25 protein-coding genes and 1 pseudogene are annotated in these 25,044 nt (G+C 50.4%); 23 read left to right on the forward strand and 3 right to left on the reverse strand.

Annotation, left to right across the window (positions count from 1 at the left end; genetic code table 11):
* The 8 genes from IBX50_RS20695 to IBX50_RS06785 all read left to right on the forward strand — a co-directional run.
* On the forward strand, positions 1-142 hold a 142-nt coding region (locus IBX50_RS20695; RefSeq protein ID WP_366930697.1), incomplete at its 5' end, for a type I restriction-modification enzyme R subunit C-terminal domain-containing protein.
* Positions 142-1,728 (forward strand): restriction endonuclease subunit S, encoded by a 1,587-nt coding sequence (locus IBX50_RS06755; protein WP_292254453.1) that lies wholly within the window; start codon positions 142-144, stop codon positions 1,726-1,728. The genes IBX50_RS20695 and IBX50_RS06755, both read left to right, overlap by 1 nt.
* The gene (locus IBX50_RS06760; protein WP_292254454.1) at positions 1,725-3,368 is read left to right on the forward strand and encodes an RNA-binding domain-containing protein; all 1,644 of its coding nucleotides are present in this window, start codon (positions 1,725-1,727) and stop codon (positions 3,366-3,368) included. The genes IBX50_RS06755 and IBX50_RS06760 overlap by 4 nt, the downstream gene beginning before the upstream one ends.
* Positions 3,369-3,419: 51 nt before the next feature.
* A complete protein-coding gene (locus IBX50_RS06765; RefSeq protein WP_292254455.1) occupies positions 3,420-4,904 on the forward strand; it encodes a class I SAM-dependent DNA methyltransferase in 1,485 nt (494 codons plus the stop codon).
* A 40-nt stretch (positions 4,905-4,944) separates the two neighbouring features.
* Positions 4,945-5,877, forward strand: coding sequence for a hydroxymethylbilane synthase (gene hemC, locus IBX50_RS06770; protein WP_292254456.1), 933 nt, complete (start codon positions 4,945-4,947; stop codon positions 5,875-5,877).
* A 2-nt stretch (positions 5,878-5,879) separates the two neighbouring features.
* The gene (locus tag IBX50_RS06775) at positions 5,880-6,662 is read left to right on the forward strand and encodes a uroporphyrinogen-III synthase (protein WP_292254458.1); all 783 of its coding nucleotides are present in this window, start codon (positions 5,880-5,882) and stop codon (positions 6,660-6,662) included.
* 36 nt (positions 6,663-6,698) lie between these two features.
* Positions 6,699-7,883, forward strand: a complete 1,185-nt coding sequence (locus IBX50_RS06780) for a uroporphyrinogen-III C-methyltransferase (RefSeq protein WP_292254460.1) — start codon at positions 6,699-6,701, stop codon at positions 7,881-7,883.
* Positions 7,880-9,118, forward strand: a complete 1,239-nt coding sequence (locus IBX50_RS06785; RefSeq protein ID WP_292254462.1) for a heme biosynthesis HemY N-terminal domain-containing protein — start codon at positions 7,880-7,882, stop codon at positions 9,116-9,118. The genes IBX50_RS06780 and IBX50_RS06785 overlap by 4 nt, the downstream gene beginning before the upstream one ends.
* A 38-nt stretch (positions 9,119-9,156) precedes the next feature.
* Here the strand turns inward: IBX50_RS06785 and IBX50_RS06790 are convergent, their stop codons facing one another.
* On the reverse strand, positions 9,157-10,284 hold the full coding sequence (locus tag IBX50_RS06790; RefSeq protein WP_292254464.1) for a PilT/PilU family type 4a pilus ATPase: 1,128 nt from the start codon (positions 10,282-10,284) through the stop codon (positions 9,157-9,159).
* 3 nt (positions 10,285-10,287) lie between these two features.
* Entirely contained in the window at positions 10,288-11,322 is a 1,035-nt protein-coding gene (locus IBX50_RS06795; protein WP_292254466.1) for a type IV pilus twitching motility protein PilT, read from the reverse strand.
* An 82-nt stretch (positions 11,323-11,404) separates the two neighbouring features.
* Here IBX50_RS06795 and IBX50_RS06800 point away from each other — a divergent pair, with 82 nt between their 5' ends.
* The 11 genes from IBX50_RS06800 to IBX50_RS06850 all read left to right on the forward strand — a co-directional run bounded on the left by IBX50_RS06800 (position 11,405) and on the right by IBX50_RS06850 (position 22,032).
* Positions 11,405-12,133, forward strand: coding sequence for a YggS family pyridoxal phosphate-dependent enzyme (locus IBX50_RS06800; RefSeq protein ID WP_292254468.1), 729 nt, complete (start codon positions 11,405-11,407; stop codon positions 12,131-12,133).
* A 20-nt stretch (positions 12,134-12,153) separates the two neighbouring features.
* Positions 12,154-12,990 (forward strand): pyrroline-5-carboxylate reductase, encoded by an 837-nt coding sequence (proC, locus tag IBX50_RS06805; protein WP_292254470.1) that lies wholly within the window; start codon positions 12,154-12,156, stop codon positions 12,988-12,990.
* Between the two features lie 90 nt (positions 12,991-13,080).
* The gene (locus IBX50_RS06810; RefSeq protein WP_366930696.1) at positions 13,081-13,665 is read left to right on the forward strand and encodes a YggT family protein; all 585 of its coding nucleotides are present in this window, start codon (positions 13,081-13,083) and stop codon (positions 13,663-13,665) included.
* Positions 13,666-13,672: 7 nt separating this feature from the next.
* Positions 13,673-15,067 carry an exodeoxyribonuclease VII large subunit gene (xseA, locus tag IBX50_RS06815; protein WP_292254472.1) on the forward strand — a complete coding sequence of 465 codons (1,395 nt, stop codon included), beginning with the start codon at positions 13,673-13,675 and terminating at the stop codon, positions 15,065-15,067.
* A gap of 14 nt (positions 15,068-15,081) precedes the next feature.
* Positions 15,082-15,903, forward strand: coding sequence for a peptidoglycan DD-metalloendopeptidase family protein (locus tag IBX50_RS06820; protein ID WP_292254474.1), 822 nt, complete (start codon positions 15,082-15,084; stop codon positions 15,901-15,903).
* 32 nt (positions 15,904-15,935) lie between these two features.
* Positions 15,936-17,744, forward strand: a complete 1,809-nt coding sequence (locus IBX50_RS06825) for a Na/Pi symporter (RefSeq protein WP_292254475.1) — start codon at positions 15,936-15,938, stop codon at positions 17,742-17,744.
* 49 nt (positions 17,745-17,793) lie between these two features.
* Entirely contained in the window at positions 17,794-18,069 is a 276-nt protein-coding gene (locus IBX50_RS06830) for a hypothetical protein (protein ID WP_292254477.1), read from the forward strand.
* Positions 18,070-18,124: 55 nt separating this feature from the next.
* Positions 18,125-19,201, forward strand: coding sequence for an AI-2E family transporter (locus IBX50_RS06835; RefSeq protein WP_292254478.1), 1,077 nt, complete (start codon positions 18,125-18,127; stop codon positions 19,199-19,201).
* Between the two features lie 185 nt (positions 19,202-19,386).
* Positions 19,387-20,169, forward strand: a complete 783-nt coding sequence (locus IBX50_RS06840; protein ID WP_292254479.1) for an ABC transporter ATP-binding protein — start codon at positions 19,387-19,389, stop codon at positions 20,167-20,169.
* Positions 20,166-21,044, forward strand: coding sequence for a metal ABC transporter permease (locus IBX50_RS06845; RefSeq protein ID WP_292254480.1), 879 nt, complete (start codon positions 20,166-20,168; stop codon positions 21,042-21,044). Before IBX50_RS06840 ends, IBX50_RS06845 begins: the two co-directional genes overlap by 4 nt.
* Positions 21,045-21,069: 25 nt before the next feature.
* Positions 21,070-22,032, forward strand: coding sequence for a zinc ABC transporter substrate-binding protein (locus tag IBX50_RS06850; RefSeq protein WP_292254481.1), 963 nt, complete (start codon positions 21,070-21,072; stop codon positions 22,030-22,032).
* Between the two features lie 19 nt (positions 22,033-22,051).
* On the opposite strand, the pseudogene IBX50_RS06855 reads toward IBX50_RS06850, so the two are convergent.
* Positions 22,052-22,243: pseudogene (locus tag IBX50_RS06855) on the reverse strand (hypothetical protein); the annotation flags it as partial.
* Here IBX50_RS06855 and IBX50_RS06860 point away from each other — a divergent pair.
* The 4 genes from IBX50_RS06860 (at position 22,230) to IBX50_RS06875 (ending at position 24,932) form a co-directional block, all read left to right on the forward strand.
* On the forward strand, positions 22,230-22,355 hold the full coding sequence (locus IBX50_RS06860) for a zinc ribbon domain-containing protein (RefSeq protein ID WP_292254483.1): 126 nt from the start codon (positions 22,230-22,232) through the stop codon (positions 22,353-22,355). The pseudogene IBX50_RS06855 and the gene IBX50_RS06860 overlap by 14 nt on opposite strands.
* 271 nt (positions 22,356-22,626) lie before the next feature.
* Positions 22,627-23,145 (forward strand): PAS domain-containing protein, encoded by a 519-nt coding sequence (locus IBX50_RS06865; RefSeq protein WP_292254485.1) that lies wholly within the window; start codon positions 22,627-22,629, stop codon positions 23,143-23,145.
* Positions 23,146-23,148: 3 nt separating this feature from the next.
* On the forward strand, positions 23,149-24,618 hold the full coding sequence (locus IBX50_RS06870; protein WP_292254487.1) for a methyl-accepting chemotaxis protein: 1,470 nt from the start codon (positions 23,149-23,151) through the stop codon (positions 24,616-24,618).
* Between the two features lie 164 nt (positions 24,619-24,782).
* On the forward strand, positions 24,783-24,932 hold the full coding sequence (locus tag IBX50_RS06875) for a hypothetical protein (RefSeq protein WP_292254489.1): 150 nt from the start codon (positions 24,783-24,785) through the stop codon (positions 24,930-24,932).
* Positions 24,933-25,044: the final 112 nt, after the last annotated feature.

The following is a 25,044-nucleotide window of genomic DNA, read 5'->3' on the forward strand; positions in this document are numbered from 1 at the left end:
TGCCAGCTCCTTTCACTTTGAGCGCGATGATTTGGATATGACTCCCTTTGATGCCAAAGGCGGTTTAATGGGCATGTACCAACAGTTTGGCGACAAGATGGACTGGGTGATTGACCAAATGAACCGAGAGCTAGTGGCGTAATGGAAAAAGAGACTCTATGGCGAATTCCTGATAACTGGGCTTGGTCAATAATTTCAGACCTTGGTGATGTTTTATCAGGCGGAACACCTTCATCAAAAGAGCCGACTTACTGGGGGGGTAATATTAACTGGATTTCTCCTGCTGATTTAACAGGCTGCACTAATAAAACAATTACTAAAGGTAATAAATCAATAACAGAAGAGGGATTGAAAAATAGTTCGGCAAAGTTGATGCCAGCGGGAAGTATTCACTTCTCATCTAGAGCACCGATAGGTTATGTCGCTATTAGTGCGGAGCCATTGGCAACGAACCAAGGTTTCAAAAGCTTAGTACCAGAAGAAGGCATCTTTAATGAGTTTGTGTACTTCTACTTGAAAGCATCTAAGCAACTGGCTGAAAACCGTGCGAGTGGAACAACTTTTCTTGAAATTTCAGGAAAAGCATTTGGATTGCTGCCTATTCCCATTCCCCCAACCAACGAACAGAAACGCATTGCCTCCAAAATCGAAGAGCTTTTCTCTGAGCTGGATAACGGCATTACTGCGCTGAAAACCGCCCGTGAACAACTCAAAGTTTACCGCCAGTCTGTGCTCAAACACGCCTTTGAAGGCAAACTCACCGCAAAGTGGCGGGAAGAAAATGCCGATAAGCTGGAATCTCCTGAGCAACTCCTCGCCCGCATCCAACAGGAACGTGAAGCCCGCTACCAGCAACAACTGGAAGAATGGAAAGCGGCCGTAAAAGCGTGGGAAGCCAATTGTAAAGAAGGGAAAAAGCCGGGGAAACCGATAAAACCAAAGAAATTTGATGCATTAACCTTCGCAGAAATTTCAAAGCTTGGAGGTATTCCAAGTGAGTGGAGCTGTATAAGAATCGGTGAAATTGCATTAGTCGGTACAGGTGTAACCCCCCTTAAATCTAATACATCTTTTTATGAGTGTGGTGATATTCCGTGGGTAACAAGCGGAGCATTAAACGATACATTTATTCGAGAACCTTCTGGATATGTAACTGTACAGGCGTTAAATGAAACAAATTTGCGTCTTTATCCAGCTCATACACTTGTTGTTGCACTGTATGGGGAAGGAAAGACGCGAGGAAAATGCTCTGAATTGCTAATTGAAGCAACTACTAATCAAGCAATCGCTGCAATTATGTTGGAAGGAATTCCTTCGGATCTTAGAACTTTCATAAAGTGGTTTTTAACAAAGAACTATGAGGATATGCGCTTATTTGCTTCAGGCGGGGTACAACCGAACCTTAATCTAGGCATCATTGAAAACATGGTTGTACCATTGTGTTCAATTCAAGAAGCCAAAGCGCTAGCATCTATGCTCGATCAAAAATTTTCAGAAATTGACAATCTGGATACTGAGTTAGAAGCGCAATTGGCGAAAGCCGAAACCCTACGCCAATCCATCCTGAAAAAAGCCTTCTCCGGCCAGCTGGTGCCACAAGACCCTAATGATGAACCTGCCAGTGATTTGTTGGCGCGTATTCAGGCAGAAAAAGCGACGCAACCGCAGGCAGGCAAAAGAACGCGCAAAAAAGCAGCCGTTTGCAGTAAAGCGGGTGCTTCATCATGAGCCCCGAACAGCGCTTGGCAAGCCTTCTTGCAATGCATGGCGAGAATGAACTGGTCGAGTTTAAGGAAGCTAAAAACCAGTATGCTTTCGATAAGCTGGGAAAGTACTTTTCTGCCCTGAGCAATGAAGCCAACCTATGTGGTCAAAGTCGCGCCTGGTTGGTGCTGGGTGTTAAAGATGATCGCACGGTAGTGGGTACTCAGTTTCGTACCAAGACCGCTGACTTGATGTCGCTGAAAAAGGAAATTGCGGACAAGGTTACTCATCGTCTGACTTTTATTGCCATTCATGAAGTTGCCCATCCTCAAGGACGGGTGTTGTTGTTTGAGATTCCAGCTGCACCGCAGGGCTTGCCAATCGCCTGGGACGGGCACTATTTCGGTCGTGATGGTGAGTCTTTGGGTGCCCTGAATATCGAAGAAATTGAGCGGATTCGTTTGCAAAACCGAGCGGATGACTGGAGTGCGGTAACACTGCCAGAAGCCAGCCTTGAAGACCTTGATCCTGAAGCAATAGAGCAGGCGAGGAAAAGTTTTGCCAGAAAAAACCCCAGACTGATTGCTGAGTTGGAGGCCTGGGATACTCCCACCTTTTTGAATAAAGCCAAGCTGACGATAAACGGGAAAATCACCCGCACAGCGATTTTACTGCTGGGCTTGCCAGAGGCTGCCCACTGGCTTAACCCGTCCTCGGCCACTATTTCCTGGATACTGAAAGATCGTGATGGGCTGGAACGAGACTACCAGCATTTCAGTTGTCCGCTGTTGCTGAGTGTTGATGAGGTTTTCCACAAGATTCGTAATCTAAAATATCGTTACCTGGTGGAAGGTACTCTGTTCCCAGAAGAAGTTGAGCAGTATGACCCTTACATCATTCGTGAAGCCTTGAATAATGCGATAGCCCATCAGGATTATACGCTGGGTGGCAAAATCTCTCTGGTGGAGTTCGAGGATGATCGTTTGTGTTTCAGTAATGAGGGTGGTTTTATACCCGGCAGCATTGAGTCAGTAATCCATGCTGATGCACCGGAAACGCGTTATCGCAATCGCTTTCTGGCCGATGCCATGGTCAATCTGAACATGATCGATACCATTGGCAGTGGCATTCGCAAGATGTTTCAGATCCAAAGAAATCGTTTCTTCCCCCTGCCTGAATACAGACTGAATGAGCGCCGCGTTCAGGTAACCATTATCGGTCGTGTTCTGGATCAGGCCTATGCCCGTAAGCTTGCAGCCTGCCCAGAGTTATCTTTAGATGACATCATGCTGCTGGATCGAGTCCAGAAGCAGCAGCCAATAACCGACCAACAAGCACGGCACCTGAAAAAGAGGGGTTTGATCGAAGGGCGCAAGCCTAATTATTACATTTCAGCCGAGTTAGCTGAGCAGAGTGGTGATAAAGCCGAATATATACGCTATCGAGCATTTGACGATCAGCACTACAAGCAGATGATTATCGAGTGCCTGGAGAAGTTTAAAACAGCCCGGCGATCTGATATTGATCGTCTGCTTTTAGACAAACTGCCGGACGTTTTAGACGCAAATCAGAAACACCACAAGGTCAAGAATCTAATGCAGTCACTTAAAAATCAGGGGCTTATAGAAAATGATGGGCGTATCTGGCGCTTGTCTAACCCTTGAAAATTTAGACATTTCTAGACGAATTTAGATCAATAATCAGGAAAAGAATGGATGAATACATCTTCTATCATCTCCAGAGTCTGGAGCTTCTGCACGACCCTGCGCGATGACGGGGTGGGTTATGGCGATTACCTTGAGCAGCTGACGTATCTGATCTTCCTGAAAATGGCTGATGAGTACGCCAAGCCGCCCTATAACCGTAATGTGGGGATTCCGCAGCAATACAGCTGGCAAGCTTTGACCAGTAAAAAAGGTGCAGAGCTGGAGGTCTTGTACGTGGAGCTGCTGCGTGAGCTCGGTAAGCAAAAAGGGATGCTGGGACAGATTTTCACCAAGGCGCAAAACAAGATTCAAGACCCTGCCAAGCTGTTTCGCTTGATTGATATGATTGATAGCACCAGTTGGCTAGTGATGGGCGCGGATGTGAAGGGCGACATTTATGAGGGGCTGCTGGAAAAGAATGCGGAAGACACCAAGTCCGGTGCGGGTCAGTACTTTACCCCCAGGGCTTTAATCCGGACGATGGTGGCTTGTATGCGACCGGAGCCGGGAAAAACGATTGCAGATCCTTCCTGCGGTACGGGAGGTTTCTTTCTGGCAGCCTATGACTTTCTGACTAATCCTGAAAACTACTCGCTCGATAAAGAGCAAAAGCAGTTTCTCAAACACCAGACCTTTTATGGCAATGAGATCGTGGCTAATACCCGCCGCTTGTGTTTGATGAATATGTTTCTGCATAACATTGGTGAAATCGATGGTGATAGCCTGGTTTCTCCCAATGATGCACTGATTGCACCCAGCCCGGTCAATGTAGACTATGTGCTGGCAAACCCGCCTTTTGGTAAAAAAAGCTCGATGAGTTTTACCAACGAAGATGGTGAGCAGGAAACGGATGAGCTGACCTATAACCGTCAGGATTTCTGGGCTACCACCTCCAACAAGCAGCTCAATTTTGTACAGCATATTCGAAGTATGCTCAAAACTACTGGCAAAGCGGCAGTCGTGGTGCCGGACAATGTGCTGTTTGAGGGTGGTGCTGGAGAGACCATTCGGAAAAAATTGCTGCAAAATACCAATCTGCACACCATCTTGCGGTTACCGACGGGAATTTTTTATGCACAGGGCGTTAAAGCCAACGTGCTCTTTTTTGATAACCATCCGGCCAGCCCTGAGCCTTGGACTAAAGAGGTGTGGTTCTACGATTACCGCACCAATGTTCATCACACTTTAAAGAAGAAGCCGTTGCGCTTTGAGGACTTGGCTGACTTCGCTGAGTGTTACAATCCTGAAAACCCAGTCTGTCGTGAAGAAACCTGGCACTCAGAAAAAAATGCTGAAGGCCGCTGGCGTAAATATAGCTACGAAGAGCTGATTGCTCGTGACAAAACAAGTCTGGATATTTTCTGGCTTAAAGACAAAAGCCTGACCGATCTGGATAATTTGCCTGAACCGGAAGATCTGGCAGAAGAGATCATTGAAAACCTGGAGGCGGGTTTGAATAGCTTCAGGCTAGTGCTCGATGGTTTGAATGGCTAACACCGAATCACTGATACCGAACTAACAGGAACCCATTTTTATGTCTTTACTCCGTATCGCCACCCGTCGTAGCCCGCTTGCCTTGTGGCAGGCTGAGCACGTCAAAGCTCGTCTGGAAGAGTTGCACCCCGGTCTGGAGGTGGTGTTGGTACCGATCAAGACTCAGGGTGACATAATCCTGGATACACCCCTGTCAAAAATTGGTGGCAAGGGTTTGTTTGTGAAAGAACTGGAAGCCTGCATGTTAAATGGTGAAGCAGACATTGCAGTGCACTCCATGAAAGATGTACCCATGGAATTCCCTGAAGGGTTAAAGCTGGGTCCGATCATGGAGCGCCATGCTCCCACGGATGCACTGGTCTCCAATACCTATAACACCCTGGATGAAATCCCCGCGGGTAAAGTAATTGGCACCTCCAGCCTGCGTCGCAGTTGTCAGCTGCTGGCCAGCCGTCCGGATCTGAAAGTGCAATGGCTGCGCGGTAACCTGCAGACCCGTATCGGTAAACTCGATGCTGGTGAATATGATGCCATTTTGCTGGCCACATCCGGGATGCAGCGGATGGGGCTGGGTGATCGTATTCGTCAGGAAATTCCGGCAGAAGTTTCTTTACCCGCCTGTGGTCAGGGAGCGCTGGGTATTGAGCTGCGAGAAGGTGACGAGCAGTCTGCTGCTCTGGTGGCGGCATTAAACCATACTGAGTCAGAAACCTGTGTACTGGCCGAGCGAGCCATGAATACCCGTTTGAAAGGGGGTTGTCAGGTGCCGATTGGTGGTTATGCCATCCAACAGGGTGATGAGTTGTGGCTGCGTGCCTTGGTTGGTGAGCCGGAAGGCAGTCGTGTACTGCGTGCCGAGGCACGGGGATCAGCAGCTGATCCGGTAGCTCTGGGCATTCAGGTGGCAGAAGACTTGCTGGCGCAGGGTGCCGGAGAGATCCTTTCGCAGGTTTATGGTTTTAAGGTGGACTAGACTTGTCTCAAACTGGACTGAGGGTGCTGGCAACCCGCCCACTGGCACAGGCTGATCGATTACTCCTGCCCTTGCGTGAGGCGGGTTATCTGGCTGAGAACATCCCACTGCTGGCGATAGAACCACTGGAGCTGGAACCAGTACAACGCCAGTGTTTGCTGGATCTGGATCAGTTCCACAAGGTAGTGGTGATCAGCCCCAGTGCTGCAGCAACCCTGCTGGATCAGTTGGAGGACTACTGGCCACAGTGGCCGTTGGGTGTGGACTGGTTTACGGTGGGTGCAGGAACACGAGATGCTTTGCAACAAGCAGGCATAACGGCTCGTTACCCAAAAACCGGTGACAAGAGCGAGGATTTGCTGTTGCTGCCTGAATTGCAACCGCTGTCAGGTGAAAAAGTCCTGTTGGTTAAGGGGGTGGGTGGCCGCCCGTTACTGGAAGAAACACTGGTCAGCCGCGGTGCCAGAGTGACAACCTTACCTATTTATGCTCGGGTTAAACCTCGCCTGCAGCTGCAGCAGATTCATAGCCTGTTGCAGGGTGATTTTGCCGTCAGAATTATCACCAGCGCAGAATCACTGCTGCAGTACGCCGAGTTTGCAGCAACATCGGATTTCAACACTGGGCTGGTGCAGCAACAATGGCTGGAACAAGCACTGCTGGTGCCCAGCTACCGGATCGAACAACAGGCAAAATCCATGGGGTTCCGCAAGGTTTTTAACAGTGACGGAGCCGGGGCAGATGCCATAATAAGAAGGCTGCGGCAGGAGTTTCCTGCTGTCTGAGAGATCAACAAAAGTGATCGACAAAGAGGATGCGGCATGGCCGACCAGAAGTCACCGAACGAGCAGGATCAGGATCTGAACCCTTCATCAGGGCAGGAGCCTGCTCTCAGGCAGGAAGAAATGATCGACTCGGTTGATGCAGAAACAGCAACACCCGTGTCGAACCGCACTGGCAAAGCCGCTGCGTGGCTGAGTAGCCTGCTGGCGCTGGTGGCTTTACTGATTGCTGTTGGTGTGGCCTGGTTAGGACATCAGCAGGCACAAGAGTCCGAGCAGCAGATCAACCGATTACAGCAAGAATTACAACAAGCGTTGCAACAACGCCCGACTCATCAGCAGTTGCAGGAACCACTGGCAGCACTGTTTTCTTTGAATCAGCTGCAACAGTCACAACAGCAGCTGAGTGAACAAACCCTAGTACACCAGCAACAGCTAAAAGAGATGCAACTGGCTTTAACCAAAGCCAGTGAACCCCGCCCGCGTGACTGGCAACTGGCCGAGGTAGAGTACTTGCTGCGGCTGGCTAACCAGCGCCTGCAACTGGAAGAGGATGTCTCCGGTGCTTTAACCTTGTTTCAGACTGCAGAGCAGCGCCTGAAGGCTGCTGATGTACCCGGAACATTAAGCATCCGCAGCCTGTTGCTGGACGATATTGCCAAACTTAAATCAGTAACCGCTATGGATAGAGTTTCACTGGCGCTGGAGTTGCAGGATATGGCGGATGAGGCATTGTTGTTACAGGTACAACCCTTGCCAGAGGCTCCAGTCATCCAGTTGAATCAGTTAACCGATACCAGCAGTGAACAGACCTGGTATCAGCGTTTGTGGCAGGAAATTCGCAGTCTGGTGGTGGTCAGAAAACGGGAATTACCTGTGCAGGCACTGCCATTTACAGAAGATGAGCTGGCACTGCGCCATCAGCTCAGTGCTTTATTGCTTCAGGCGTCCTGGGCTGGATTAAGAGCAGAAGATGCCCTGTACCTGCAGAGTCTGGCGAGGGCAGAACAACGTCTGCAAGGTTTTGATCGGCAGGCAACGGCCAGCCAACAAATGTTGAAACGTGTTCAGCAACTGCAACAACAAAGCGTCAGGCAGACTCTACCAGACACTGAAAGCAGTCTGGATAGCCTGCAAACATTTATTGCCCAGCGTTATTCCACACCCTTGCCGGTTGTTCCTGAAGCAACTGCCCCAGCAGCAGTCCAGGGAGAGCAGCCATGATCCGTCGATTACTGTTGCTGCTGCTGGTACTGGCATTGGCAGTACTGGCTGGACAGCAGTTGTTAAAGGGTACAGGTTATCTGCTGCTGGTATTGCCGGATGGTAAAACCAGCATTGAAATGTCCTTTTGGACTGGGTTGACCCTTGTTGCTGCCAGTTGGCTGGTGGCTGCTTGGTTATTGCATTTGCTGGGCTGGTTATCCCATCCCTTGAGAGACCTGAAGAGTCGTCATCAGCGTTATAAAAGCCAGAGAGCATTAAAACTGACAGTAAAGGGGTTGGTTGATCTGGCTGAAGGCCGCTGGCGTAAGGCCAGAAAACTCCTGTCACGCTCTGCTGCAGATAGTGGCGCCCCATTGATCAACTATTTGGCTGCAGCTCAAGCTGCACATTATGAAGGCAAGGAAGAAGAAGCGACCCGTTTGCTACAGGCGGCTGAAGTTTCAACACCAGATGCGAGATTGGCTGTGGATTTTACCCAAGCTAGAATCCAACTGGATCAGGGGCATTATGAACAAGCACTGGCCACACTGGTACGCCTGCATCAGAAAGTGCCGAACCATCCACTGGTATTAAGGCAATTAAAAGATGTCCATCTGGCGCTGCGAGACTGGAAGCCATTGATTCAGCTGTTACCTGAGCTGGCACGCTATCGGGTTTGTTTGGCGGGTGAGCTGGAGCAGCTGGAGCGACAGGTTTATCAGCAGCGCTTTGATGAGTTACTCAAAGAGATTCGCCAGGGTGATAACCTGCTCGCCGTTAAGGATTTATGGGAGCAGCTGCCCTCACGGCTTAAATCAGAAGCCCAGTTAGTACTGGCCTGGATGCGGGTTTTGTTGAAGCAAAAAGAATACTCACTGGCAGAACAGCTGCTGAAACGCAGCCTCAGAGACCACTGGTCAGCTGAGTTGATTGAGCAGTATGGGCTGTTGCCACCGGAAGCTGAAAGCAAGCGTCGGCTGCTGGAAGCTGAAAAATGGCTGCAGGAAAGGCCCAATGATGCTGGCTTGCTTCATGCTCTGGGTCGGATCAGTCAACAGCTGGGTTTATGGGGTAAGGCACTGGAGTATTATCAGGCTAGTTATCGGTTACAGGCGAGTGATCAACTGTGTGCAGAAATGAGCCGCCTGTATGAAGCACTGGGGGATGAACGGCAAAGTCAGCATTTTAATCAGTTGGCAATGCAGGTGATTCAGCGGCAGTTACCGAGCCTTCCGCTGCCTGCCAAAAAATAAATGCGAATCTTTTGCCGCCCTCCCCTGGGCGCATTTTTTTAATCATCCTGCAGGCTGAACTTGCTGCCTGCCTTGTCAAATGCAGATGATGTGCTGCCTGCATCGGCATTACCTAGCTTGATCATCAAGCGCAGATCATTGGGTGAGTCCGCGTGTTGCAGGGCATCCTGCTCATTAATGCGGTTCTTGCTGTAAAGATCAAAAAGAGCCTGATCAAAGGTCTGCATTCCCGAATCTCTGGATTTTTTCATCAGGTTTTTTAACTGGTGGACCTCACCCTTACGGATAATATCAGAAACCAGCGGGGTGTTAAGCAGCACTTCAATGGCAGCACAGCGCCCTTTGCCATCCACAGCGGGCACCAGCTGTTGTGCCACAATACCGCGCAGGTTAAGGGAAAGATCCATAAAAATCTGGTTGTGTCGTTCCTGCGGGAAAAAGTTAATTACCCGTTCCAGAGCCTGATCGGCATTATTGGCATGCAGGGTGGCCAGGCAGAGGTGGCCGGTTTCTGCAAAAGCCAGAGCATATTCCATGGTTTCACGGTTACGCACTTCACCAATCATGATTACATCCGGTGCCTGACGCAGGGTGTTTTTTAATGCCACTTCAAAACTTTCGGTGTCGATGCCAACTTCGCGCTGGGTAACAATGCTCTGCTTGTGGGCGTGAATGAACTCAATCGGATCTTCAATACTGATGATGTGTCCACGAGCATTTTCGTTGCGATACTGAATCATCGAGGCCAGCGAGGTGGATTTGCCCGTTCCGGTGGCGCCTACAAACAGGATTAACCCCCGCTTGGTCATGGCAAGATCCTTGATGATTTCCGGCAGGTTCAGTGTATCCAGCTGTGGAATATCAAACTCGATGCGTCGCAGCACCATACCGACCTGGTTACGCTGGAAAAAAGCACTGACCCGAAAACGCCCGATTCCTGGCGCACTGATGGCAAAGTTACACTCCTTATTTTTGCGGAATTCTTCTCGCTGCTCCTGATTCATTACCCCCAGCACCAGCTCTTTTGCCTGATCCGGTGACAGTTTCTGATCCGTTAACGGAGTCATCTGTCCATTCAGCTTCATGGAAGGCATCATGCCGGTGGTGATGAACAGGTCTGAACCTTTACGTTCAGCCATTTCTTTAAGAAAATCAGTAAATTTCATGGTTTAAAAGCTTTCCGGCTGTTTGGCTTTTTCGCGTGCCACTTCTTTTGAGATCAGGTCTTTACTTATCAGTTGTTTTAGGCATTGATCCATGGTCTGCATCCCGTGAGTGGCGCCTGTCTGAATGGCTGAGTACATCTGGGCAATTTTGTCTTCGCGAATCAGGTTACGGATGGCGGGTGTGCCAATCATGATTTCGTGTGCAGCGACACGTCCACCACCTTCTTTTTTCATCAGCATCTGCGAAATAACGCCCTGCAGTGATTCGGACAACATCGAGCGCACCATGGATTTTTCTTCGGCTGGGAACACATCCACAATTCGGTCGATGGTTTTTGCCGCGCTGGTGGTGTGCAGGGTGCCAAAAACAGTGTGCCCAGTTTCGGCAGCCGTCAGTGCCAGACGGATGGTTTCCAGGTCACGCATTTCACCCACCAGAATAATGTCTGGGTCTTCACGCAGGGCTGAGCGTAGCGCTTCGGAGAAACCCAGGGTGTCACGATGCACTTCGCGTTGGTTGACCAGACACTTTTTGGACTCGTGCACAAATTCGATGGGGTCTTCGATGGTGAGGATGTGAGCATTTTTGCGCTCATTCACATAATCCAGCATCGCAGCCAGGGTGGTGGATTTACCCGAGCCGGTTGGGCCGGTCACCAGCACCAGCCCGCGCGGGATCAGTGCCAGATTACGGAAGATGTCACCCATGCCCAGCTGATCCAGCGTCAGCACGGTGGAGGGAATCAAGCGAAAAACCGCACCGGCTCCCCGATTGTGGTTAAAAGCATTCACACGAAAGCGTGCCAGACCGGGTAACTCAAAAGAGAAATCCACTTCCAGGAACTCTTCATAGTCACGGCGCTGTTTGTCATTCATGATGTCATACACCAGCGCGTGGACTTCTTTGTGATCCATGGCCGGTACATTAACGCGTTTGATGTCACCATCCACCCGGATCATTGGGGGTAAGTCGGCAGAAAGGTGTAAGTCCGATGCTTTCTGCTTTGCGCAGAAGGCCAGCAATTCTGTAATATCCATCAACAAACCTCTGATTTGTGTCTGCTAACCCGAGCCATTGGGCTAATCCATTTAACCGTATAGCGAGATAAAAAATAACGAGATGTTGCATTCTGTAATTAGTGAGCATATCGCAAAGGTTCGCCTACAGGTAGAGCAAGCGTGCTATAAAGTGGGTCGAAACCCTGCTGAAGTCAAAATTCTGGCAGTCAGCAAAACTCAGCAGGCTGATGCAGTGGCTGCTGCCGCCAAAACCGGGCAGCAAGCCTTTGGTGAAAATTACCTGCAGGAAGCACTGGAAAAACAGTCGGTGTTGCAGGCTGAGCATCCAAAACTGGAGTGGCACTTCATCGGTCCGGTGCAATCGAACAAAACCCGGGATATTGCCGAGCATTTTGCTTGGGTGCATACCCTGGATCGCGAAAAAATCGCCCGACGTTTGGCCGAACAGCGACCAGAAGATTTGCCACCCTTGCAGGTACTGATTCAGGTGAATGTCAGTGGTGAAGCCAGTAAATCGGGTGTGGCGCCTGAGCAGGTCATTGCCCTGGCTGATACGGTCAGACAATTGCCACGTTTACAGCTGCGCGGATTGATGTGCATCCCAGAGGCCACTGAGCAGGTAGCTCAGCAACAAGCAGCCTTCTGCCAACTTCGGTCACTGTTGGAGCAGTTACAAAGCCATTTTGCCAAAACAGGCGAGTCGGATGCCTTGCTGGATACCTTGTCGATGGGCATGAGTGGTGATCTGGATGCTGCGATTGCAGAAGGCAGCACCCTGGTGCGTATTGGTACCGCCATTTTTGGTGCCCGCGCAGCCAAAATTTCATAAAACAGGATAATCAACAGCGTATGAACAGAACAGCAAACCCACAACCCACCCTGGCTTTTATTGGTGCCGGGAACATGGGGGGTGCCATCCTGCGTGGCCTGATCCGGCAGAGTTATCCCGCAACAGCCATTCTTGCTACCGGGCGTGACCTGGAGCGTTTACACACGCTGGCGGCTGAAACTGGCATCAGGGTTACGAACAATAATATTGAAGCCATAGAGCAGGCCGATGTGGTGATTCTGGGTGTTAAACCCCAGATGATGAAAGCGGTTTGTGAACCTCTGGTTGAGGTGGTACAGCGTCGTCAGCCACTGCTGATCAGTATTGCTGCTGGGCTACAGGTAGAGAGCCTGGAGTCCTGGTTGGGTGGCAACTTGCCGCTGGTACGTTCCATGCCGAATACACCCTCTTTAGTCGGTGCTGGTATTGCTGGGTTATATGCCAATAAACGGGTTACGGCAGAACACAAAAGTTGGGTAGAAACCATCAGTCAGGCTGTAGGTCAGGCCGTTTGGGTGGATACAGAACAACAGCTGGATGCGGTAACCGCCATTTCTGGATCAGGTCCGGCTTATTATTTTCTGTTCACCGAAGCGCTGGCTCAGGCCGGTGAACAGCTGGGGTTAACCCCTGAGCTGGCTTTGCAGCTTGCTCGACAGACAGCTGCCGGTGCAGGCAGGATGCTGGAAACAGCGGATGATTCACCGGCAGAACTGCGCCGTAAAGTGACTTCACCCGGTGGCACTACCGAGCAGGCGATTCTGTCTTTTGAGCAGAATGATCTGCGTGGGCTGGCAACAAAAGCGACAGCTGCAGCAGCGGCAAGGGCAGCAGAGTTGGCCGAAACTTTGATTTAATGGCAGACCTATCAAAAGGCTGATCCAAAACGGCCTGTGACGTAGAATGGGCGCAACTGAATTTCTCAAAGACTGCAACCGGAGAGTGTTATGGGTATGGGTGCTGGCCTGGCTTCATTTATACAGCTGTTGTTTCATCTGGCGACTTTTATAGTCGTGCTGCGCTTTTTAATGCATCTGAGCAAGGCGGATTATTTTAATCCGATCACTCAGGGCATTGTAAAAGCCACCAATCCGGTGATCCTGCCAATGCAGGCCATCCTCCGCCCGATGGGTCGACTCGACTTGGCCAGCCTGCTGCTGGCTATTCTGCTGAAATCACTGGGTATTTTTATTGCTTTGCAGCTCAGCGGCCAGCTGGCTGGTATTGGCAGTGTTTTTGTTGGTGGGGTTGCCGGGGTGGTAAAAACCATTCTGGATCTGTATTTCTTTGCGCTGATTATTTCCATCATTCTCAGCTGGGTGGCACCGCAGGCCAGTCACCCCGGAGCGCTGCTGGTTTATCAGCTGGTTGAGCCTTTGATGGCACCAGTACGCAAGTTTATTCCCAGTCTGGGTGGTTTGGACTTATCACCTATTTTTGTTTTTCTGGGCATCAATCTGCTCTCCAATGTACTGGTGGGCATACTGGTACAAATGGCGGGTATGCCGGTGGCTCGTTTTGTTGGTTTTTAGGTGATTTGTGAATCGTGCATCCTTTGCCTCATCTGATGAATCGCAGTTAATCAGCAGTCTGACGGTTAGCCAGCTGAATACCCGTGCCCGTCAGCTGCTGGAGCAGGGTTTGCAACAGGTGTGGGTGGAGGGTGAAGTATCCAACTTCACCCCATCCAGTGCCGGTCACTGGTATTTCACCTTGAAGGATGAACGAGCGCAGTTACCCTGTGTGATGTTTGCCGGGCGTAATCAACTGGTGCCTCGTTTGCCGCGTAATGGTGACACCCTGCTGCTGAAAGGTAATGTCAGCCTGTATGAAGGCCGTGGACAGTATCAGTTGCTGGCAGAGCAACTGCGTTTCAGCGGGGAAGGTGATCTGCTGGCACGGCTGGAAGCATTAAAAAAGAAGCTGGCAGCGGAAGGCCTGTTTGCCGCTGAACGCAAACGCCCACTGCCGGATTATGTACAAACTCTTGGTGTGGTGACTTCCTTACAAGGTGCAGCACTGCGAGACATCTTGCAGGTGTTGCAACGACGCTGGCCGTTGGCTCAGGTGTTGATTTATCCCGCGCAGGTACAGGGTGTGGATGCACCGGCCAGCCTGCGGCGTGCCATGGCGCTGGCACAGTATCACGGGCAGCCACAGATGCTGCTGCTGGCAAGAGGTGGCGGTAATCTCGAAGACCTGCAAGCCTTTAATGATGAGACCCTGGCACGGATGGTGGCGGCATCAGCCATGCCGGTGGTGACTGGGGTTGGGCACGAAACAGATTTTACGCTGGTGGATTTTGTTGCGGATTTGCGTGCCCCTACACCCTCTGCTGCTGCAGAAGCGATCAGCCCGGATCGATTTGATCTGTTGCGTCGACTGGAGTCACAAACGGGTCGATTACAGCAAGCCTTTATCTCCGGTTTGCGCGGGAAACAACAACAACTGGACCATCTCTCACATCGAGCAACCAGCCCGCGTCAACAACTGGCTCAACAATCTCTGCAGTTAAAAAATCTGACTCAGCGTCTGGCTGCACAGCGCCCCGATCGACGTTTACAAGCTTCATTACAGCAGTTCAGTAGCCTGCAGCAACGATTGCAGATGCTAAGCCCCTTGCGTCCAATCCAGCAACAACAACAGAATTTATCGGGTCGACTCCAGCGTTTGCAGCAACAGCTGTTGCGACAACTACAACATCAGGGTCAGAAGTTATCCATACAGGCAGCACGACTACAAGCCATGAGCCCACTGAACACTCTCGGACGGGGTTACGCACTGGCTGAAACGCCTTCAGGAGAGGTGTTGCGTGCTGCGCAGCAGGTATCAATCGGTGATGCGGTACACATCTGGTTGGCGCAGGGGCATTTAAAGTGCCGTGTTGAGCAGGTTGATCCAACCGCAAAAAAAACTGATTTAAGGTGGTTATAACAATGGCAAAACACATGACCAGAATCTTTTTAGTGGTGGCATTAATGCTGTCCGGCTGGGTACATGCCAGTTTGTGGCCAACAGAATCCAGAGTGCCTGGCGGTATTGCCATACTGGAAGTGCCACAACGCAGTGAATCTCCACCCCATGTGTTTTTTAATAAACAGCGGGTGTATACCGCCAAAAAAGAAGGTCGCTGGTATGCCTGGGTGGGTATTCCGCTGCAACAATCTACAGGTGAAGCTCGTGCCTACTGGCGCACACGGGATGGTGATCTGCCGCTGCCTTTTGAGGTGGAACACAAACAATACCCAGAACAACGGCTGGAGGTGGCACCACGTCATGTGGAGCTTTCTGCTGAGGATCTGGCGCGAGTCCGTCGGGAAACACCGGAGTTGCGTGGTGCGATGGATTTTTTCCGCCCAACAGCAGAGCCTCTGCCCCAGCAGGTGATTAAACCGCTGGAAGGTCGTCATTCCAGCTTGTTTGGTTTTCGGCGGGTGTTTAACGGTGAGTCACGTAATCCCCACTCCGGACTCGATATTGCAGCTCCACTGGGCACACCCATTGTTGCAACCTTGCCTGGAGTGGTACGAGCACAGAATTACTACTTTTTTAACGGTAAAACCCTGGTCATTGATCATGGTCAGGGGTTGACCAGTATGTATTGCCATATGGATGGTTTTGCTGATGTTAAAGTGGGTGATCGGGTGGATGCCGGACAGGTGATTGGGCAGGTGGGCACCACTGGTCGTTCCACCGGGCCTCATCTACACTGGACGATGAGCCTGAATGGAGCCCGAGTTGATCCGTTACTCTTCCTGCCATCTCAATAATTAGAATTCCTACAATAACAAGGATGCGGTTCATGCTGAAAAAGTTCACCTTCCCGGCAGTATTGCTGGTTCTGGCTTATACCCTTTGGGTCAGTTCTGACTTTATGGGGATTGCAGCTGGTGTTGCACTGTTCATGTTTGGCATGTTGTGTCTGGAGGAAGGTTTTAAAGCCTTTACCGGCGGCACATTGGAAACCCTGTTGCGCAAGTCGACTGACCGCCTGTGGAAAAGTCTGGTGTTTGGTATCACCAGTACCACTCTGATGCAATCCAGCTCGCTGGTGTCGCTGATCACGGTTTCTTTTGTCAGTGCTGAAATGATTACCCTTGCGGCAGGGATGGGCATCATTATGGGTGCCAATATTGGTACCACGACCGGTGCCTGGCTGATAGCCGGTCTGGGTCTGAAGGTGGATATCGCGGCTTATGCCATGCCAGTGCTGGTGTTTGGTATGGTGTTTATGATGCAGAAAGGCAAAATCATGAAGGGCATAGGTTCACTGATGCTGGGTTTTGCGTTTTTGTTTCTTGGCATTCATTACATGAAAGAAGGTTTTGATTCCTTCCAGCAGGGGTTTGATCTTTCTGCTTATGCAATGACAGGTCTGAAAGGTGTGCTGATCTATACGTTGATTGGTGTGGCTATCACGGTAGTAATGCAATCCAGTCACGCCACCTTGCTGGTTATTATCACCGCCTTGTCTGCTGGCCAGGTGAGTTATGAAAACGCCCTGGCTCTGGCAATAGGTGCCAATCTTGGCAGTACTGTCACTATTGTACTGGGCAGTCTGGCATCCAATCTGGGTGGTAAACGCTTGGCGGCGTTCCATGTGTTATTTAATGGTATCACGGGCATTGTTGCGATCAGCCTGATTGGATACCTGGCGTTGCTGGTGGATCGGGTTGCGGGTGTCATGGGTATTAATGAGCAGGATTTCCTGCTTAAGTTGGCACTGTTTCATACGCTGTTTAACCTGCTGGGTGTTCTGTTGCTGACCCCGTTTGTGAGCCTGCTGGAAAAGCAGTTGATACAGCGTATCCGTTTCCTGCCCAAGGGAACCGAACAGCCGCTATATCTCTATCCAGAAGTACTGGAAACACCAGCCACCGTTGTCAGCGCGGTCAGGAAAGAAGTGCAGCACCTGTTTGATAATGCTTATGGCCTGCTGGCACATGGTTTGAGCCTGACCCGTGCAACCATCGACTCAGAAGAGTCTTTGACGGATGCAGTGAAATATACCCGCCGGATTATTCCGCTGGATGTTGAGGATTTGTACGAAGCGAAAATCAAAAGCCTGCACAGCGAGATAGTTGCATTTATTGGTGAAGCCCAGATGCGCGAATCTACTAAGAATGCCACTGAAGAGTTGTATGTACTGCGTCAAGCCAGCCGCGACATCGTTGAAGCGGTCAAGGGTATGAAACACTTACATAACAACCTTTCACGTCATGGTCTTTCATCCAATCTGGCGGTGCGTGAGCGTTATGACCAGATTCGCCTGCAGCTGGCTAAACTGCTGCGTGAGTTGCGTGTACTGTTAAAAGAAGAATCCACCGATGTCACATCTCTGTCATTGGATTCACTCAAACTGTCGTTGGAGAAATCCAGCCGCAAAATGATTGATGATCTGGATGAAATGATTCGGCAACGACGTATTGCAGCCAGTATTGCCACTTCAATTATGAATGATGAGTCTTATGTTTCGGACATCAGTAAAAATCTGATTGATGCGGTGCATACCCTGTTGGTGCCACGAGTGGAAAAGTCAGCCGATCATTTGAATCTGGATGAGAAAGAAATTAAGCAGTTGATGGAACAATCTACCGAAACCTCTCAGTGATGCTGCGCAGTCTGGGTTGGCGGAATCGCTGACATAAAGGAGTTGTGACGTGAAAATGAAAAAACTAATGGAACGCTTGACCCGATTTCTGGATGCAGATACCAGCACTCAGCAAAATGAAATTAAATCCATACGCAAGGTGTTGAAAGAACTGAAGGACAAAGAGCGCTCCCTGAGAGAAAAGCTGGAAAAGAACCCGCGTCGTGAGGATGCAGATGAACTGCAGATCAAGCTCGATGTGATTTATGCTCAGCGTAAAAAGGGATTGGAGCGGGTTCAGGTGTTAAAGTCTTCCATCAAGGAAACTAAAAGCAAAAAGGATTAGAGGCACTATCTCCGGTGGTGTAAGCTGCATCGATGCATCTTCGGAGAGTCGTTTTATGTCCAATCCACAGGTTTCCATCCGCAACTCCGGCCTGGTCTGGCTGGTTGGTGTTGCATCACTTGTTGTCATTCTTGCAGGCCTTAAAGCTGCAGAAACTATTGTTATCCCCATCATGCTGGCGTTGTTTATTGGTATTATCTGTACCCCACCGCTGCATTTTCTGACCCGAAAAAAAGTACCTCCCGTGCTGGCTATTCTGATCATTGTGGCCTTTCTGGTGGTGTTTGGTGGTCTTCTTGGGCTGGTGGTGGGTAGTGCCATAGACAGCTTTATCAGTCGACTTCCTGAATATCAACGTCGACTGGAAGCAGAAATGGTTGGTTTGTTGCCCTGGATGGAGCGTCTGGGCATACCGGTATCCAGCGAGCAGCTGCTGGAGCATTTTAATCCTTCATTACTGATGGATTGGGTCGGTAAAGCACTCAGTAATCTGGGAGGGCTGTTGACCAATCTGTTCCTGATCCTGTTTATTGTGGTGTTTCTGTTGCTGGAGGAAGCCACGTTTTCCCAAAAGTTACGCCAGGCCTTGCCTGAGGCAGAAAAATCCTTGCGTAATGCCAGTGATTTTGTCCGCCAGGTGAATAAATATTTGGTGATCAAGACCACGGTCAGTCTGATTACCGGGATACTGATTACCCTCTGGCTCTGGTTTTTGGGGCTGGATTTCCCGCTGTTGTGGGGTTTGATCGCCTTGTTGATGAACTATATTCCCAATGTTGGTTCTATTCTGGCGGCTATTCCTGCCGTTTTGCTGGCTATAGTACAGCTGGGTTTTCCCGATGCACTGCTGGTGGCCTCCGGTTATCTGGCCGTGAATGTGCTGATGGGCAACCTGATTGAGCCAAGGTATATGGGCAAAGGGCTGGGTCTTTCTCCGCTGGTGGTGTTTTTGTCGTTGATTCTCTGGGGTTGGTTGCTTGGGGCAGCGGGTATGTTTCTTTCCATTCCGCTGACCATGATAGTAAAAATAGCACTTGAACAAACACCCTCAACCCAGTGGTTAGCGGTGATGCTGAGTAATGGTCTGGAGCAGGTTATACCTGACGAGGACAAATCCCGACAAAAAATATGATTCAGGATGCAGGTGTAACATTGAATCAATGGCCATTTTGCTATATTGTTACGTTATAACATTTGAGGCCTGTATGAAACTCCCAACCCTTTCCCTGTTGCAGCAAGGGGTGTTTACCCGTTTGCTGGCATTGTTGCCCGTGTTAACACTGCTTTGGTTATTAATTCGCTGGGCGATGCACTGAGATGAATGCCAATAAACCGGACTACCTGCTGGAGTTTGAAAATCTGACGCTGGGTTATGAGCGTCATCCGGCTGTTCACCATCTTGTGGGTGGCATTGAATCAGGCGATTTGCTGGCGGTAGTGGGGCCGAATGGCGGCGGAAAATCCACCCTTCTAAGAGGTGTGATGGGTGAGCTAAGGCCGCTGGGTGGAGCCATTCACTGGCGTAAAGGTCGACAACAACTGGCTTATCTTCCCCAGCGAGCAAGACTGGATCTCGATTTTCCGCTGCGGGTTGCCGATTTTGTCAGCCTGGGTCACTGGCCTCGGTGTGGTGCCTTTGGCGCCATAGGTGGCAGTCATCGCAGCAGTGTTTCTGATGCGCTGCAGCAGGTTGGAATGCAAGGTTTTGAGCAGCGGCCACTGGACTCTTTATCCGGAGGACAGCTGCAACGGGTGTTGTTTGCACGCCTGATGCTGGAGGATGCACCGCTGATTTTGCTGGATGAACCCTTTGCTGCCGTGGATGAAGCAACTACTGCTGATCTGCTGCAACTGGTGCATCGCTGGCAGGCTGAAGGGCGAACTGTGCTGGCGGTGTTGCATGACCTGTATCAGGTTCGACAACACTTTCCCAAGTGCCTGTTGCTGGCCAGGGATGTGCTGGGTTTTGGTGCCACTGATCAGGTGTTGACCGCAGACAATCTGGCCAGAGCCAGAAGAATGCAGGCACCCTTTGATCCTCTAGCTCCGATCTGTGAGCTGGATCTGCCGGACGATCAACCGCAGAGGGCACATAAATGATTGAGGTGGTTTATCAGGCATTGTTTGCCCCTTTTGCCGATTTTGGTTTTATGCGCCGAGCGCTGGTGGGTTGTATTGCGCTGAGTATCAGTGCCACCCCAGTGGGTGTTTTTTTGATGCTGCGCCGTATGAGCCTAACTGGGGATGCTGTGGCTCATGCCATCCTACCGGGTGCCGCATTGGGTTATATGGTGGCGGGACTGTCGCTGGGTGCCATGACTCTGGGTGGTTTGATTGCCGGTTGGATTGTGGCACTGCTGGCTGGTGGGCTGGCACGGATTACGGTGTTAAAGGAAGACGCCAATCTGGCGGTGTTTTATCTGGTGTCATTGGCGCTGGGTGTGCTGCTGGTTTCTATGCAGAGCCGCAATATTGATTTGTTGCATCTGTTGTTTGGCAGTGTGCTGGCTTTAAACAACGAAGCCCTGATCCTGCTGGCCAGTATTGCCACCATCACCCTGATTTTGCTGGCCATATTTTTGCGACCACTGGTGCTGGAGTGTCTGGATCCGGACTTTTTGAGGCGTCACAGTGATATCGGAACACCAACCCATCTGGTTTTTCTGGCGCTGGTGGTACTCAACCTGGTGGCGGGTTTTCAGGCACTGGGAACCCTGATGGCGGTGGGCATCATGATTCTTCCTGCTACCGCAGCACGTTTCTGGGCAAGGCAGCTGGATCAGTTGCTATTTGTGGCCGTGGGCCTGGCGTTAACGGGAAGCTGGCTGGGGCTGTTGATGTCCTGGCATCTGGATCTGCCAACCGGGCCGGCCATTATTTTAGTGCTGGGTTTGCTGCACTTGTTTTCCTTGTTGCTGGGGCGTGATGGCCTGTTAAAACGCTGGCTGCATCCTGGCAAACACCTTAAGTCTTGATTGAACTCCTGTGGAGAGATAAACGATGCAAGTTTATAACAAACTGCGTGGCCTGCTGGCATTGAGCCTAGCCTTGCCTTGTCTCCTGTTGCCCAGTCTGGCCGTGGCAGACAAGCCGGTCAAGGTGGTTGCGACCTTCAGTATTCTGGGCGATATGATCCGTGAAATTGGTGGTGATCGAGTCGAAGTGATGACTCTAGTGGGTGCCAATGAAGATGTGCATGTGTATCAGCCGCGCCCTTCTGATTCTCGCACTTTAATGCAGGCTGATCTGGTGGTTGAAAATGGCCTGGATTTAAAAGGCTGGATGAATCGTCTGGTGGAGGCCAGTGGTTACCGTGGATTACGTGTAACCGCCAGTGAAGGCATCAGTCGTATTCGGCTGGATGAAGATAAGCATGACCACAAGCACGATCATAAAAAAGATCATCAACACGCCCATGCCGGGCAAGATTATGGTGAGTATGATCCCCATGCGTGGCAAGGGCTGGAGCAGGCACAGGTGTATGTACACAACATACGTGATGGCCTGATCAAAGCAGATCCGGCAGGTAAAGCCTATTATCAAGCCAGGGCAGCAGCCTATACTGCTGAAATTCAGGCACTGCATTCCCGCATGAGTGATCGTTTTAATGCTTTGAGTGCTGATCGTAAAACCGTGATGTCACCCCACGATGCTTTTGGTTATCTAGCCAAGGCTTATGGTTTGACGCTTGTGGCACCACAGGGCATCAGCACAGCATCGGAGCCTTCTGCTGCTGAAATGGCGGCACTGGTACGTCAGATTCGCCAGCAAAAAGTGGCCGCCCTTTTTATGGAAAACATTGGTGATACCCGCCTTGTTGATCAGTTGAAACGTGAAACCGGTGTGGTGCTGGGTGGCACTCTCTACTCTGATGCTCTGTCGGATGATAAAGGTCCGGCTGCCAGTTATCTGAAAATGATGGAGCACAATCTGGAAACTTTGCTGACTGCGCTGGAACAATAACTGGTGGATCAAGTCTGAAATGTGGTCGGGCTTGTTGCTCAATATATTGTCGAATTACTGAAATCGCAGCGCCGCCGACACTGCCTGCATAGTCGCGGGGACTCCAGAGCGCGTTTTTCATGTAGCCACGGTACTTTGTAATAAAGACCAAATGAGAATTAAGCCCAAAAACGCAATACCTGCCTTTTCTGTAATGGTTGATTTCTTCCAGAGAATGGACTTGCAGTGCGTGTGGTGCCACGCACGACCGCGACGTTAACGCCGCCAAGAACCTTCTCGCGCTCGGGCATGAGCGTCCTGTAGAGGGAATCCCCGCCCTTTAGGGCGGGGAGGATGTCAACGGTTGAGCCGGGTGGTACGTGGGCTCAGCCTGTGGATAAACCTGTGAGGTACTGGGGATAAATCCTGTGTGTGGACGTGGATAAGTGCTTTAATTGAATGGTTGGACAAAATTAATGGCATTTTTTTGATCTATATTAACCTTTTGTTAAAATCCTGAGCGCCCCAACAAACACTCCTCTAGAATAGTGAGCCGTTACTGAAGCAAATACTCCAATAATAAATATTCTGTAACCTCTTCTTAGGAGCAACTCCATGACCCGTGATCAGGAAATCCGGCTGGACGAAGATGATCTGATCGTCAGCAAAACAGATCCAAAGGGTCGGATCACCTACGCCAATCGCCGCTTTATGGAGATTGCCGGTTATTCAGAGCCACAACTGCTGGGTAAGCCTCACAGCATGATTCGTCATGCCGACATGCCACGCGGGGTGTTTCGTTTTTTATGGGGCACCTTACAGGAAGGCAAAGAATTTTTTGGCTACGTTAAAAATCGTACTTCTGATGGTGGTTATTACTGGGTGCTGGCCAACATTACTCCAGATTACAAGACGGATGCCACCCTGGCCGGTTATTTTTCAGTGCGCCGCCGCCCGAATTTTGCTGCCATTCGCCAGGTTTCCCAGTGGTATAAAAAAATGCTGGAAATTGAGGCTGGACTGTCTGCCAGTCAGGCACCTCAGGCATCCATGCAGTGGTTGATCGGGCAGGTCGATCAACAGGGCTGCAGTTACAACGATCTGATCCGTCAGCTTGAGCAACTACAGGAATAAACCATGTACCGAGCCAATCTGACACACCATATTTCCAGGGGATCACCCTTTTTAAGTGCCAAGTTTCTGATTGCCTGTGTGATTTTTAATTTTTTAACACTGGGAACCGCGCTAATCGCTTGGTTGAGTGAGCATTGGTTCTGGGTTGCAATTCCTCCCCTGTTGGCGTTTTTGTTCAGCGTTTATGCCTGGCGTTATTCACGCAAGCCTCTGATTACTTTGTCATTAATTGATCTTGCCCTGCAGAAAGCGCGAGTGGGTGAAATGCACCATCGTATTACCGATACCAAGGGGCTGGGTGAAGTCGGACGGGTGAGTTGGGATCTGAATGATTTTCTGGATCTGATCGAAAGTTACTTCAAAGAAGTCAACTCAGCGTTTGCTGCAGTCAGTCAGGGAGATTTTTCTCGCAAAACCCTCTCCAAAGGGATGCCGGGTGAGTTTGCCCGTTCACTGAACAGCATTAATCAGTCGATTGAGGCCATGCAGGATAACGTGGCTTTTACCGAGAAAAACCGGATGTCATCACAGCTGCATGAGTTAAATACCAGTAATCTCAAAGACAATCTTCAGCTCACCCAGCAGGATTTAAAAACCATCAGTCAGACTATGAACACCATTGCCGGATCAGCCGAAAAGAATGCTGAAAATGCAGAAAACAGTCAGCAGTCTGCAAGTGAGCTGGCAAGGCTGCTGGAAAAGATTACGTCCAGTGTCACGCTGGTGGGCGCAACAGTGGCAACCCTGAATGAGCAAAGCCAGGCAGTGACCAGCACCCTGCAAGCCATCACGGATATTTCGGATCAGACCAGCCTGCTGGCGCTGAATGCCTCCATTGAAGCCGCGCGAGCCGGTGAACAAGGGCGAGGGTTTGCTGTTGTTGCGGACGAAGTGAAACAGCTCTCCAACAAAACCAAGCAAGCGGCACAGAGCATCCACACGACCTTGCAGGAATTCAGCCAGCAGGTTGGCCACTCACTGGAAGGGGCACAGGAAAGTCAGCAGCTGGCTGAACAGATCCAGCGGGAAATTGAAGGTTTCCAGCAGCGCTTTGCAGAAGTGGCCGAAGATGCCGGGCACACCTTAAGGCAGGTGGAACACGTTAAAGGCATCAGCTTTTCCTCCCTGCTCAAAGTGGATCACGTCATCTGCAAACAAATGGTGTACGACGGGCTGAATGCCACCGGCTCTGAACAGCACCAGACCGGCAGTGAGCAACTGGAGCAGTGGATTGAGCGGACGGCTGCGACAGAACTGGGTCGTTTGCCGGCCTTTGATGAACTGCGCCAGAGCTACCAACAACTGCAAACCGATCTAAATGAAGCACTGAACCTTTATCTTGAAGTCAGTGTGGCAGGGCGAGAAAAAATTGTTACTTCCATGGAACAAGCAGAAAACAACAGCCGCCGCTTGTTGTCAGCCATAGACCAGATGGTTGAAGCGCGGCAGAACTGGATAGGTCGGCGTTCATAACCGCTCATCACCCAGGAAAAAGAGTGCCCACAGAGGCACTCTTTTTTTGCAGTCTTGTCTATGCTGAAGGAAAGCCTGATGTATCAGACAGCTGTAAGGGGGTAGGCCATGAGCATTTTTGACCACGTACAAAATCTCGACTCTTAGAGAAAAAGGAGCAACAAATGACTGACTACCTCGCCCTGGGCAAAAGCTGTAAAGAAAAAGAAGACTATGAAGAAGCAGCCCGCTACTACCAGCTTGCAGCGGAGCAGGGGGATGCAAAAGGGCAATGCCAGTTAGGTGCTTTGTATTTAACCGGTCAAAGAGATTGAGGCGGAGCTTGCTGTTTTTTTTAATCAACTATATGAAGCAGAGAAGCAAATAGAAGCTCTGTCAATGGCCATTTATTTTGACCCACCTTTGGCCAATAAAATTGACCCACCT

The sequence above is a fragment of the Marinospirillum sp. genome (genome assembly GCF_014859565.1).

What these genes read in the sequence shown, in the direction of transcription:
- IBX50_RS06760 (WP_292254454.1), top strand. Translation starts at nt 1,725, where the DNA reads ATGAGCCCCGAACAGCGCTTGGCAAGCCTTCTTGCAATGCATGGCGAG.
- IBX50_RS06835 (WP_292254478.1), top strand. Translation starts at nt 18,125, where the DNA reads ATGTCCAATCCACAGGTTTCCATCCGCAACTCCGGCCTGGTCTGGCTG.
- IBX50_RS06820 (WP_292254474.1), top strand. Translation starts at nt 15,082, where the DNA reads ATGACCAGAATCTTTTTAGTGGTGGCATTAATGCTGTCCGGCTGGGTA.
- IBX50_RS06785 (WP_292254462.1), top strand. Translation starts at nt 7,880, where the DNA reads ATGATCCGTCGATTACTGTTGCTGCTGCTGGTACTGGCATTGGCAGTA.
- proC (WP_292254470.1), top strand. Translation starts at nt 12,154, where the DNA reads ATGAACAGAACAGCAAACCCACAACCCACCCTGGCTTTTATTGGTGCC.
- IBX50_RS06850 (WP_292254481.1), top strand. Translation starts at nt 21,070, where the DNA reads ATGCAAGTTTATAACAAACTGCGTGGCCTGCTGGCATTGAGCCTAGCC.
- IBX50_RS06795 (WP_292254466.1), bottom strand. Translation starts at nt 11,322, where the DNA reads ATGGATATTACAGAATTGCTGGCCTTCTGCGCAAAGCAGAAAGCATCG.
- IBX50_RS06780 (WP_292254460.1), top strand. Translation starts at nt 6,699, where the DNA reads ATGGCCGACCAGAAGTCACCGAACGAGCAGGATCAGGATCTGAACCCT.
- IBX50_RS06755 (WP_292254453.1), top strand. Translation starts at nt 142, where the DNA reads ATGGAAAAAGAGACTCTATGGCGAATTCCTGATAACTGGGCTTGGTCA.
- IBX50_RS06825 (WP_292254475.1), top strand. Translation starts at nt 15,936, where the DNA reads ATGCTGAAAAAGTTCACCTTCCCGGCAGTATTGCTGGTTCTGGCTTAT.
- IBX50_RS06810 (WP_366930696.1), top strand. Translation starts at nt 13,081, where the DNA reads ATGGGTATGGGTGCTGGCCTGGCTTCATTTATACAGCTGTTGTTTCAT.
- IBX50_RS06870 (WP_292254487.1), top strand. Translation starts at nt 23,149, where the DNA reads ATGTACCGAGCCAATCTGACACACCATATTTCCAGGGGATCACCCTTT.
- IBX50_RS06875 (WP_292254489.1), top strand. Translation starts at nt 24,783, where the DNA reads ATGACTGACTACCTCGCCCTGGGCAAAAGCTGTAAAGAAAAAGAAGAC.
- hemC (WP_292254456.1), top strand. Translation starts at nt 4,945, where the DNA reads ATGTCTTTACTCCGTATCGCCACCCGTCGTAGCCCGCTTGCCTTGTGG.
- IBX50_RS06800 (WP_292254468.1), top strand. Translation starts at nt 11,405, where the DNA reads ATGTTGCATTCTGTAATTAGTGAGCATATCGCAAAGGTTCGCCTACAG.
- IBX50_RS06765 (WP_292254455.1), top strand. Translation starts at nt 3,420, where the DNA reads ATGAATACATCTTCTATCATCTCCAGAGTCTGGAGCTTCTGCACGACC.
- IBX50_RS06845 (WP_292254480.1), top strand. Translation starts at nt 20,166, where the DNA reads ATGATTGAGGTGGTTTATCAGGCATTGTTTGCCCCTTTTGCCGATTTT.
- IBX50_RS06840 (WP_292254479.1), top strand. Translation starts at nt 19,387, where the DNA reads ATGAATGCCAATAAACCGGACTACCTGCTGGAGTTTGAAAATCTGACG.
- IBX50_RS06790 (WP_292254464.1), bottom strand. Translation starts at nt 10,284, where the DNA reads ATGAAATTTACTGATTTTCTTAAAGAAATGGCTGAACGTAAAGGTTCA.
- IBX50_RS06865 (WP_292254485.1), top strand. Translation starts at nt 22,627, where the DNA reads ATGACCCGTGATCAGGAAATCCGGCTGGACGAAGATGATCTGATCGTC.